Below are 10034 nucleotides of genomic sequence, written 5' to 3'. Positions count from 1 at the left end.
CGCGCTGAACGACGTGCTGCACTACAGAATGCACCTGCGCACCGGCCTTGAAATCGCCTCCGCCTCCAACCTCTTCCCCCGCCTGGAAATGGAAAAGGAAGAAGCGCCCGCCAAGCCGAAGAAGGAAAAGAAGGCGCCCGCACCCAAGCCCGCCCCCGCGGAAACCGGCCCCAAGGCTCCCATCGAGTTCACCGACTTCCAGAAGCTCGATCTGCGCGTGGGCACCATTCTCGCGGCGGAACAGCATCCCAACGCCGACAAGCTGCTGCGCTTCGACGTGGACCTCGGCGAGGAAAAGCCGCGCCAGATCGTCTCCGGCATCGCCGCCCACTTCAAGCCCGAGGATCTTGTGGGCAAAAAGGTCGTCGTGGTGGCCAACCTGCCGCCCCGCAAGCTGCGCGGCCTTGAATCGCAGGGCATGATCCTCACCGCAGAATTCGACGGCGGCCTCTCCCTGCTCACGGCCGACGCGCCGAGCGGCTCCTCCATCGCCTGAGCCTGAACCGTCATGACCATGCGGGCGTCGCTTCTTCGGAAGCGACGCCCTTTTTGCGTTCTTCGGGCCGTCCTGCCGAAGGCCGGAAGCGCTGCGCAGCCGACAAACAGCGCGCCCCCTGCGTTCGCCCGAGCAAGAAGGCAATGTCCTTCTCTCCTGCAAAAACAGAAACGCCGTCCTTCTCTCAAGCATCCGGCCTGGCGTCACCCTCCGGGACGGCTCTCCCTCCGCGTTCCCGCCGCCCCGTCGTGATCCCGAGAACGCCCCCTTTCGGGGAGCGCCCCGGAAAGGGCACGAAAAAAGGCGGAAGAGCCGCGCTCCTCCGCCCGTACCGTTCACGTTCTCCCGGAACTACACCTTCATGTAGGCAAAGCCGGAATTCTGCAGCTGAACGAGGTCAAGCGTGGCGGAAGGCACCACTTCCACGAACGACCAGAGCATGTCCTTTTCCACATGGTAGGAATTCATGGCGCACTGCCCCACGTGAATCTTGAGGCCGTTGGCCACGGCGTTCTGCGCCTTGCCCAGAAGTTCGGTGTTCTCCTTCACGAGCTGCTGCACGGCGGGACCGTTGACGACCATGACGAGCTTGAAGGTTTCCGGCTCCTCCAGTGCCATGAATCCGGCCTTGGCGGCAATGTCCTGAGGGGAAATCTTATGGCGCTTGAGCAGCGCTTCCTTCTTGTAGTTGGCGGCCTGGCTGAACGCCAGCTTGAATACGTTGGGATCGTTGGTGTTCACATGAATGACCAGATCAAACTTCATGACAATCTCCTTGAACCAGTGCTGTTTCAGTCCGTGGCCGGCGTCGCGCGCCGGAAGGCCGGGCCGACGAAGGCCGGAACCGTACCGCACCCTTGAAGCACAAGGGGCTCACCAAAAGAATTTCATCGGCGCAGCCTTCTGTCAATCCATTTTTCATGCCGCAAGCCGGAACAAGGCAAAATGTCTCCCGTTTTTCGGACCTGCGGACCGTCCCGCTTCGCGCATGACGATCCTGTTCGGCACAATGTTCAAAAAAGCGCAAAAAATAAAACAAAAAAGTATCAAATTTAGCAGGTTGACAATCCTGCTCCGCAGGAGCAAGGTTCAAAACCTCCTCCGTTGCAGGGAATTGCGGTTCTCCCTGCACGGCACGGCAGAGGCCGGGTACGCCTGTCGGGATTCCGCGGCGGAAAACGTCCGCCCGCATTCGCCTTCAGGTCATCCCTGCTCCGTCTTTTCCCCGGACGGAACGATATTGTTTTTTCCGCGGCCGCAGAGCGTCGCGGACAAACCAGCCCTTCGGAGAGGGCACTGGAGGACCGGCGAAAGCCGGAACTGTTATGTTTGGCACCCTTTATTTCTTCGGCTGCTGTGCGCTGCTCATTGCAGGTTACGCGGTGTACGGCGCCTTTGTGGAACGCGTGTTCGGGGCCGATGCGTCCCGGAAAACTCCCGTCATGACCAAGAGGGACGGCGTGGACTTCGAACCCATGCCCCTCTGGAAGCTCTACATGAGCCAGATGATCAACATCGCCGGCCTCGGTCCCGTCATCGGCACCATTCTCGGCGCGCTGTACGGCCCCGTGGCCCTGCTGTGGGTGGTCTTCGGCTCCATTTTCGCCGGCGCGGTGCACGACTACATCGCCGGCATGATTTCCATACGGGAAGACGGCATCAGCTACCCCGAGATCATCGGCCGCAACCTTGGCTCGGGCGTACGAATTTTCATGGAATGCTTCACCGTCATCTTCATGGTCATGGTGGGAGCCACCTTCGTGCTGGCTCCGGCCGCCCTGCTGGCCAACCTGTTCCCGCATTTTCTCACCAATCTGTTCCCGTCGGCCCCCACGCTGGCGTGGAGCGTGCTCATCTTCGCCTACTACTTCGTGGCCACCATCATTCCCTTTGACCGCATCGTCAGCCGCTTCTATCCCATCGTGGGCGTCATGCTCATCTTCATGGCCCTGGGACTCATCGTGGCGCTGTTCGTCAAGGGATACACCATACTGCCCAACACGGACTTCTTCACCAACGTGCATCCTTCCGGCACGCCGGTGTGGCCCATCCTGTTCATCACCATCGCCTGCGGCGCCATTTCCGGCTTCCATGCCACGCAGTCCCCGCTGCGCGCCCGCTGCATGACCAATGAAAAGCAGGGCCGCCGCGTCTTCTACGGCGCCATGATCACCGAAGGCGTGCTCGGTCTCATCTGGGCCACCCTCGCGCTCTCCTTCTATCCCGACGCCGCCACCCTTTCCGCGGCCATGGGTCCCAAGGGTGCGCCTACCGTTGTGGTGCAGCAGATCGCCATCACCCTGCTCGGCCCCGTGGGCGGACTTCTCGCCATTCTCGGCGTGGTGCTTCTGCCCATCAGCACCGGCGACACGGCCTTCCGTGCCGCACGCGGCATGCTGGCCGACCGCTTCCACATCGACCAGAAGAGCGTCACGAAGCGCATTCTTACCGCCATTCCGCTGTTCTGCGGCGGCGTGGCCCTTACCCTGCTCGATTTCCCCATCATCTGGAGATACTTCGGCTGGGCCAACCAGACCATGTCCTGCGTGAGCCTGTGGGCCTTCTCCGTGTGGCTGGCCAGACACGGCCGTCTGCACTGGATCACCAGCATTCCCGCGGTGTTCATGACCACGGTGTGCACGGCCTACATCTGCTACGCTCCCATCGGCTTCAGCCTGTCCATGGAAGCGTCCACCATCATCGGCATCGTGGTTTCCCTCTGCTGCCTCGCGCTGTTCCTGCATTTTACGAGAACCGGCAGCCTGAGCGCCCCGAAGCCCGCCGCCTGCGTGAAGTAGCGGCGACGTTCATCTGATCAGAAGGGCCCCTTCCGAGCTTGCGGAAGAGGCCCTTTTTTCATGCCCGCACACGAAAAGAGCCGGAAGGATCGCTCCTTCCGGCCCTGCAAGATGCCTGCAAAAAGCCGAAGCTCTACTTCAGCTTGGAAAGCAGTTCCTCGCGGATGGCTTCGATGGTGCCGCTGCCGTCGAGGGTGATGTAGGTGGTGTCGCCCTTGGCGGCCAGATCCTTGAAGTAGTGGGCCGCGGCGAGGGTGCCGTTCTTTTCGTCATAGTAGATGTCGTGACGCTTGTTGATGGCGGCCTCGTCCTGATCGTCGGCACGGGTCTTCAGCGCGCCGCCGCACACGCGGCACACGTCGCCGTTGGGCTTGATGGCGTCGATGAAGATGTTGTTGGGATGGTTGTTGTTGTTCACGCAGAGGCGGCGGCCCATGATGCGCTCACGGGCGACCTTGCGGGGAAGAAGGATTTCCACCACGTAGTCGAGCTTCATGCCTTCGGCCTTGAGGGCTTCGTCGAGCTTGCGGGCCTGCTCCATGTTGCGGGGAAAGCCGTCCAGCAGCCAGCCCTTGTTGCCCTGACTCTTGAGGATGTCCAGCACCATGGGAATGGTGATTTCGTCCGGCACGAGCTCGCCCTTGTCGATGTAGGCCTTGGCCTTCTTGCCCAGTTCCGTGCCGTTGCCGATGTGCTGACGGAAAACGGCCCCGGATTCGATGTGCTGAATGCCGTATTTTTCCATGAGAAGGGCGCCCTGCGTGCCCTTGCCGCTGCCGTTGGGGCCAAAAATCAGAATGTTCATCAGAATCCTCTGGCGCTTGCGCGCGTGAACGTCCGCGGACCTTGCGTCCCTCGGACTTCCTCGTGAACGCTCGCTGCGTTCATGCTGAGCGAAGCCGTCGCACGGGCGACCTCCCCCGGGTTAACAACCTCCGTCCGCCGCGTCCGAAAAGACGCCGCGGCCACCCCTTCCATGCCGCGCTTGGGCGGCCCCTTCCCGGAACCGGGAAGGAAAATGTCAGTCCTTCGCCCCGGACGGCAGTTCGCTCTCGTCCACAATGAGGGCGCGGCCCTCGCGCAGAACGTCCCGGGCCCGCAGATGATAGTCGTTCAAATATCGGAAGCCCTCGCGGGCAAAGGCTTCGTGCGAGGCCTCGCGCCGTATGCCGGGGCAGTCCTCACGGGCCATGTCGAAGCTCACCGCATCCACCAGATTGCCGCGGAAGAACGGCCAGGCGCGGCACACGGCGGGACGCGCGGGATGGATTCCGCAGCCCTTTCCGGCGCGGAAGAACATGCAGAAGCCGTCCTCACCGCATTTGAGCACGGGCTTGCCGCCCATGTTCTCGGTATAGAGGGCAAGAAACTCGTCGGCCGGAAGATGAAAATGCGCGCAGAGACGCGGCAGATCCCGCGGCCCCACCACGATGCCGCCGCGGCCCTCGCAGCACTTGCCGCAGCGCGTGCAGGAAAACGTTTCGGTGACATCGTCGAAAAGCGCGGCGTGCACGGTCTCAAGACAGCGGTCCTCCACCACCTTGACGCCCGCTTCGGCCATGAGCCTGCCCGCCTCGGGAGAACGTATGCCCTCCTGCATCCAGAAGATCATGGGCAGACGCGGAAGCGCGAGCGTTTCGCGGGCGTGCGCCTCGCAGTACGCGGGCGCGCGGAACAGACAGATGATGTCCGGCGCAAAACCTATGGAGGGGAGATCCGTGATGCTGCGCACGGTGGGAATGCCCCAGGCCTGACGGCGGACGGGATGCACGGGCTGAACGTTGTAGCCGGCATTGAGCAGGTAGCGCCCCACATGATCCACGGGCGAACCGGGCTTGTCCTTGGCTCCTATGATGGCGATGTTTTCGGCCCGCGCCAGAAGGGACCGCATGTCGTCGAACAGCATGAACTCTCCGCTGAAAGGCATTCGTCACAAAACATACGCATTCTATCCCGGGGGCGCTCCATTGGCAATGGGCTGCGGGAGGGAATGACGCGGAAAAGTGCGCGGAAGCACAAAAAAGGCCCGCGTTCCGAAACGGAAGCGGGCCCGCACGCCGTGCCGGAAAAGGCCTTCGCCTTCCGGCGGCGGACGCTACGCCTTTTCAAGCCAGGCGTTCAGGCGCGTTTCATATTCCTCGTCGGTCCAGAGCCTGCGGTCGTACATGCCCGCCACGGCGCGCTGCCGCGAGGCTTCGGCCAGCATGAGGGCCGAGGCCACGGACACGTTGAAGCTCTGCACCATGCCGTACATGGGAATGTACACCTCCCCGTCCACCAGCGGCACGAGCTCCGGCGACACGCCGGAATGCTCGTTGCCCATGATGATGGCCGTGGGCTTTGTGAAGTCGTAGTCGGCAAGGGGGCGGGAGGCGGGCGAACAGCTTGTGGCGAGCACCTGCATGTTCTGGGCGCGCAGGGCCTCCATGAGCTCTTCCTTGCTGGAATGACGGATGGTGTTCACCCATTTGAAGGCCGAGGCCGAAGTCTTGCGGCTGAGCTGCGGAAACGCGCACTGCGTGTAGTAAAGGTGCACTTCCGGCACGCCGAAGGCATCGCAGCTGCGGTAGATGGCCGACACGTTGTGGGGGTCCCACACGTTGTCCATGACAAGGGTGAGTCCCTTCTGGCGCTGCGAAAGCACCTTTTCAATCTTCGCCCTGCGGCGTTCGGTCATGACTCTCATCAGAACTCCAGAGATCCCGTGGTGCGGGGGAACGGCAGCACGTCGCGTATGTTGGCAATGCCGGTCAGCAGCATGATCATGCGCTCAAACCCCATGCCGAAACCGGAATGAGGCACGCTGCCGAAACGGCGCAGATCAAGATACCACCAGTAATCCTCGGGCTTCTGGCCCAGCTCGTCGATGCGCGCGACAAGGCGGTCGAGCCGCTCCTCGCGCTGGCTGCCGCCTATGAGCTCGCCTATGCGGGGCACGAGCAGATCCATGGCGGCCACGGTTTCGTTGTCGTCGTTCATGCGCATGTAGAACGCCTTGATGTCCTTGGGATAGTCGTACACCGTCACGGGCGAGCGGAAATATTCCTCGGCGAGGAAGCGCTCGTGCTCGGTCTGAAGATCGGTGCCGAAGGACACGGGATATTCAAACTTCTTCCCGCTCTCCTGAAGAAGCTTCACGGCGTCGCGGTAGGAAATGCGGGCGTACTTCTTTTCGATCATGTCGCGCAGGCCGTCCAGAAGACCGGGCGCGACGAACTTGTCGAACAGGGCCACGTCGTCGGCGCACGTTTCCACGGTGTGGCGCACCACATGGCGGATGAGTCCTTCGGCAAGCTCCATGTTGTCCCATATGTCGTTGAAGGCGGCTTCGGGTTCCACCATCCAGAACTCGGCGGCATGACGCGGCGTGTAGGAATGTTCGGCGCGGAAGGTGGGACCGAAGTTGTATACGCGGCCCATGGCGCAGGCGAGAGCCTCGGCCTCGAGCTGACCGGACACGGTAAGGCTGGCCTGCTTGCCGAAGAAGTCGTTTTCAAACACGTTGCCGGATTCGGGCTTCGGACCGCCGTCCACGGGAAGCGTGGTCACGCGGAACATCTCGCCCGCCCCCTCGCAGTCGGAACCGGTGAGAATGGGCGCATGAACGTAGTAGAAGCCGAGACCGCGGAAATAGTCGTGCACGGCAAGCGCCGCCTCGGACCGGATGCGGAACGCCGCCCCGTACTTGTTGGTGCGGGGGCGAAGATGCGCGATGGTGCGCAGAAATTCGTCGGAGTGACGCTTCTTCTGGAGGGGATAGGTCGCGGGATCGGCCAGACCGAACACCTGCATGGAGTCGGCATGCACCTCCCACTTCTGTCCCTTGCCCGGAGATTCCACCAGATCGCCGGAAACGCTGACGGCCGCGCCCGTGTTCACGCCTTCAAGTCTGCTCCATGCCTGCGTGCCCTCGTCGATGATGCACTGAAGATTCTTGAGACAGGAGCCGTCGTTGAGCTCAAGAAAGGCAAATCCCTTGGAATCGCGGCGGGTTCTCACCCATCCGCACACGGTGATGCCGCTGCGCGGCCCGGCGGAGGCCAGAGCTTCGCTTATGCTGGTACGCTGCATAGGAAATCTCTCCAGAGAGGAATGTTGAAAGAATGACAGGCAGCATACGCCATAGCGTCCCGCTCTGCAACCGGCGGCAGGCTCCCGCGGAAGGACGGCCCGATCCGGACCGGGAAAGCAGGCACGAAGAAAGCTGACCGAGCCTCTCGCTTAAGACAGGGCGCGTCGTCCGGCAGACGGAATGCCCTGCGCCCGCCTCCTCCCGACGCCGAACCCGCCCTTCCCGTTCTTTTTCTTGCGCAATTTCGTCAAGTCCTGTAAAATACTCCTTCCTCGCGGCTCGGGCGCATTCGTTCCGCGGTCGCGGATCGGAAACGTTGAGGAACACATGAGCGTCATAGGAAACATTCTCTGGATCATCTTCGGCGGCTGGTTCACGGCACTTTTGTGGCTTCTTTTCGGCATTCTGGCGTGTCTTTCCATCGTGGGACTGCCGTGGGGCCGGGCCTGCTTCGTCATGGCGGGTTTTGCCTTCATGCCCTTCGGCTACGAATCCGTTTCCCGCGAGGTGCTGTACGGCAAAAAGGATCTGGGCACGGGGCTTCCCGGCATGCTGGGCAACGCCGTGTGGTTCGTTCTCGCAGGATTCTGGATAGCGCTCGGCCACGTGGCCGCGGCCGCCGCCCTCGCCCTCACCATCGTGGGACTGCCCTTTGCCTGGCAGCACATCAAGCTTGCGGAGCTCGCGCTCTTTCCCATAGGCAAGACCGTGGTGCCCTGCGAAACGGCCGCCGAGGCAAGACGACGCCGCGCCGCCGAAGATTTGAACAGGAGAAGAAACGACGCATGAAATGGACCACGCATCAGGCCATGGCTCTCATGGCCTCCTTTGCCGCGGGCCTTCCCCTTGCCGGCATGGCCGCCGCCTGGTTCGGCTCCGTGGCCCCGGACATGCTGGATCAGCACGCCGCAAGACGCGCCTTTTTCCAGCAGAAAAAATTCAATCAGGTGCACCGCCGCTCCTCGCACTGGTTCGGCTGGTGGCTGGCCATCTGGGCATGGTCGCTCACGGGACAGCTCGGCCCGCTGCCCGACGCCCTCGTGGGGGGATTCGGCTTCGGCGCGCTCACTCACGTGCTGCTCGACATGTGCACCACGCACGGCGTGCCCATGCTGCCCTTCGTGAAGAAGCGTTTTTCCCTGCGTCTGTGCAGCACCGGAAGCATGGGCGAATACGCCCTTCTCATCATGTGCCTGCTCGTGTTCTGGATCATGGAAAAGCCCGAGCTCATGCACTTCAACGTTCCGCTCTACTGAGCTTCTCTCCGTCGGAAGGCCCGGCCGCGCAGCGGACGCTTCCGCACGGAGCGGCGCATTCCCGCGCGCCCGAGTCAGGCCCTCTCCGCCGTCTTTTCTCTTCCCCGTTCCTTGCCTCCCCGTCGTACACGGCGCACAAGCGCCTCGCCGTCTCCGCAATGCGCCCGCGCAGACGACGCGGGGAAAGCAGCGTCGCCGCGTCCGCAAAGCTCAGCACCCATGACACCACTTCGGCCTCGCTTCTGGCCGTCATGGTCAGCGTGACGCCGCCGTCCCGGTGCCTTGTCAGCTTCTGATCCCGGCTCCACGTGCGCTCGGACACGTAGACCGCCGCCGAGGCGTCAAAGCGCACGCGCACGGTGAAGGGTCTGCCGACCATGAGGCCGAAGCAGTCCTGCCTGTCGTCCCCTTTCTCAAGACACCCCTCCAGCCTTCGGCGCGTCATGCGCACGCCCGTCATGCGATGAACGGCGAGATTCGTGGGGGACTCGAAAAGCGGTTCCGCCCCGCCCTCCTCCGCCACCATCCATCCGTGCGCGTACAGCGATTCATGGTAGGCAAGCAGCTTCTGCGGCGCAAAGAAATGCCGCTTCCGCTCGCCGGAGGTCGCGCGGTAGCCGATCTCGCACACACGGCCCTGCCGAATGGCGTCCATGAGCGTGCGCAGACTCTGCTGAAAGGGAGAATAGTCTATGGGACCCCTCGCTGCCGCCTGCCCCATGCACTCGGCATCTCCCAGCGTCTCGCCCTCCGGAAGAAGTGCCGATGCCTGCAGAAGCGCGGCATCCATGGTTTTCTGCATGGACTTTGGCAGAAGATGGCACAAAAAGGCGCGGCACAGAGCAAGCTGCTGCAATCCCTCGGGATCGAGGCTTACCTTCGGCAGCGTCGCGGGCCGCTCCAAATGATACGTGACCTCGCGCCCGCGCATGCCGCGCAGAAGTTTGCCGAAAGACGACGCTTCCAGCTGATCCACGAGACGCCGCACCGTCTGCTTGGAACAGTCAAGCTCGCGGGCAAGCTCCGTCAGGCTGACCGTCCTGCCGCTGAAAAGCAGCATGGAATAGAGTGCCAGAAGTCTTTCCGAAGGCGTCACGTCCCGGTTCCATTTGCTGCCCATGCCTTCCCCCGTCGTTGTCGTCCGCTCCTGTCCGAGCGTGTCCAACCATAAGAAAAAAAAGAATGCCGGGCAAGAAACGGCCACGCCTATCCCATGAAGCCCATGCGCACGGGCGCGCGTTCCTTCTTCAGCGCCACCTCCCGCTCAAGCGCCGCCACGAGCGCTTCGTGCGTCACGGACCCCGGTTCCGCGATCATGGGATCATGCTGCATCCGCACGACATGAAAATCGCCCGGCGCAAGCCTTTTCAGCGCCATGAGCCTGCGAAGGAGCGCCTCGGACAGCTCCCCTT

Annotated in this window: 10 protein-coding genes and 2 pseudogenes; 4 read left to right on the top strand and 8 right to left on the bottom strand. The window is 62.6% G+C overall.

Going from position 1 to position 10034, the window contains the following annotated elements; all coding sequences use genetic code 11:
* On the top strand, positions 1 to 496 hold a 496-nt coding region (gene metG / locus QZZ60_RS08400; protein ID WP_295640452.1), incomplete at its 5' end, for a methionine--tRNA ligase subunit beta.
* A 351-nt stretch (positions 497 to 847) separates the two neighbouring features.
* Here the strand turns inward: metG and QZZ60_RS08395 are convergent.
* Entirely contained in the window at positions 848 to 1261 is a 414-nt protein-coding gene (locus QZZ60_RS08395; protein ID WP_295640451.1) for a DsrE family protein, read from the bottom strand.
* Between the two features lie 560 nt (positions 1262 to 1821).
* Here QZZ60_RS08395 and QZZ60_RS08390 point away from each other — a divergent pair.
* Positions 1822 to 3294 (top strand): carbon starvation protein A, encoded by a 1473-nt coding sequence (locus QZZ60_RS08390; RefSeq protein WP_295640449.1) that lies wholly within the window; start codon positions 1822 to 1824, stop codon positions 3292 to 3294.
* 133 nt (positions 3295 to 3427) lie between these two features.
* Here the strand turns inward: QZZ60_RS08390 and QZZ60_RS08385 are convergent, their stop codons facing one another.
* From QZZ60_RS08385 to asnS, 5 genes and pseudogenes are all read right to left on the bottom strand, one after another.
* The gene (locus QZZ60_RS08385; RefSeq protein ID WP_295640447.1) at positions 3428 to 4099 is read right to left on the bottom strand and encodes an adenylate kinase; all 672 of its coding nucleotides are present in this window, start codon (positions 4097 to 4099) and stop codon (positions 3428 to 3430) included.
* Positions 4100 to 4315: 216 nt separating this feature from the next.
* Positions 4316 to 4807, bottom strand: coding sequence for a YkgJ family cysteine cluster protein (locus tag QZZ60_RS08380; RefSeq protein ID WP_295640456.1), 492 nt, complete (start codon positions 4805 to 4807; stop codon positions 4316 to 4318).
* A gap of 6 nt (positions 4808 to 4813) precedes the next feature.
* A pseudogene (locus tag QZZ60_RS08375) lies at positions 4814 to 5200 on the bottom strand (CoA-binding protein); the annotation flags it as partial.
* A 189-nt stretch (positions 5201 to 5389) separates the two neighbouring features.
* Positions 5390 to 5983: a TrmH family RNA methyltransferase gene (locus tag QZZ60_RS08370; protein WP_295640454.1), complete on the bottom strand. Its 594-nt coding sequence runs from the start codon at positions 5981 to 5983 to the stop codon at positions 5390 to 5392.
* Positions 5980 to 7365, bottom strand: a complete 1386-nt coding sequence (gene asnS / locus QZZ60_RS08365; protein WP_295640445.1) for an asparagine--tRNA ligase — start codon at positions 7363 to 7365, stop codon at positions 5980 to 5982. Before asnS ends, QZZ60_RS08370 begins: the two co-directional genes overlap by 4 nt.
* 328 nt (positions 7366 to 7693) lie before the next feature.
* Here asnS and QZZ60_RS08360 point away from each other — a divergent pair, with 328 nt between their 5' ends.
* Together QZZ60_RS08360 and QZZ60_RS08355 are read left to right on the top strand one after the other, a co-directional pair.
* Positions 7694 to 8155: a YccF domain-containing protein gene (locus QZZ60_RS08360; protein ID WP_295640443.1), complete on the top strand. Its 462-nt coding sequence runs from the start codon at positions 7694 to 7696 to the stop codon at positions 8153 to 8155.
* Positions 8152 to 8622 carry a metal-dependent hydrolase gene (locus QZZ60_RS08355; protein WP_295640441.1) on the top strand — a complete coding sequence of 157 codons (471 nt, stop codon included), beginning with the start codon at positions 8152 to 8154 and terminating at the stop codon, positions 8620 to 8622. Before QZZ60_RS08360 ends, QZZ60_RS08355 begins: the two co-directional genes overlap by 4 nt.
* Here the strand turns inward: QZZ60_RS08355 and QZZ60_RS08350 are convergent.
* Together QZZ60_RS08350 and QZZ60_RS08345 are read right to left on the bottom strand one after the other, a co-directional pair.
* The gene (locus QZZ60_RS08350) at positions 8603 to 9742 is read right to left on the bottom strand and encodes a YafY family protein (RefSeq protein WP_295640439.1); all 1140 of its coding nucleotides are present in this window, start codon (positions 9740 to 9742) and stop codon (positions 8603 to 8605) included. The two genes, QZZ60_RS08355 and QZZ60_RS08350, sit on opposite strands and share 20 nt — an antisense overlap.
* Before the next feature lie 86 nt (positions 9743 to 9828).
* Positions 9829 to 10034, bottom strand: a pseudogene (locus tag QZZ60_RS08345) (AAA family ATPase); the annotation flags it as partial.

It is taken from the genome of uncultured Mailhella sp., from assembly GCF_905187505.1.
Classification (GTDB): domain Bacteria; phylum Desulfobacterota; class Desulfovibrionia; order Desulfovibrionales; family Desulfovibrionaceae; genus Mailhella.
This window is presented reverse-complemented; position numbering and strand designations above follow the sequence as displayed.

What these genes read in the sequence shown, in the direction of transcription:
- QZZ60_RS08360 (WP_295640443.1), top strand. Translation starts at nt 7,694, where the DNA reads ATGAGCGTCATAGGAAACATTCTCTGGATCATCTTCGGCGGCTGGTTC.
- QZZ60_RS08385 (WP_295640447.1), bottom strand. Translation starts at nt 4,099, where the DNA reads ATGAACATTCTGATTTTTGGCCCCAACGGCAGCGGCAAGGGCACGCAG.
- asnS (WP_295640445.1), bottom strand. Translation starts at nt 7,365, where the DNA reads ATGCAGCGTACCAGCATAAGCGAAGCTCTGGCCTCCGCCGGGCCGCGC.
- QZZ60_RS08395 (WP_295640451.1), bottom strand. Translation starts at nt 1,261, where the DNA reads ATGAAGTTTGATCTGGTCATTCATGTGAACACCAACGATCCCAACGTA.
- QZZ60_RS08390 (WP_295640449.1), top strand. Translation starts at nt 1,822, where the DNA reads ATGTTTGGCACCCTTTATTTCTTCGGCTGCTGTGCGCTGCTCATTGCA.
- QZZ60_RS08350 (WP_295640439.1), bottom strand. Translation starts at nt 9,742, where the DNA reads ATGGGCAGCAAATGGAACCGGGACGTGACGCCTTCGGAAAGACTTCTG.
- QZZ60_RS08355 (WP_295640441.1), top strand. Translation starts at nt 8,152, where the DNA reads ATGAAATGGACCACGCATCAGGCCATGGCTCTCATGGCCTCCTTTGCC.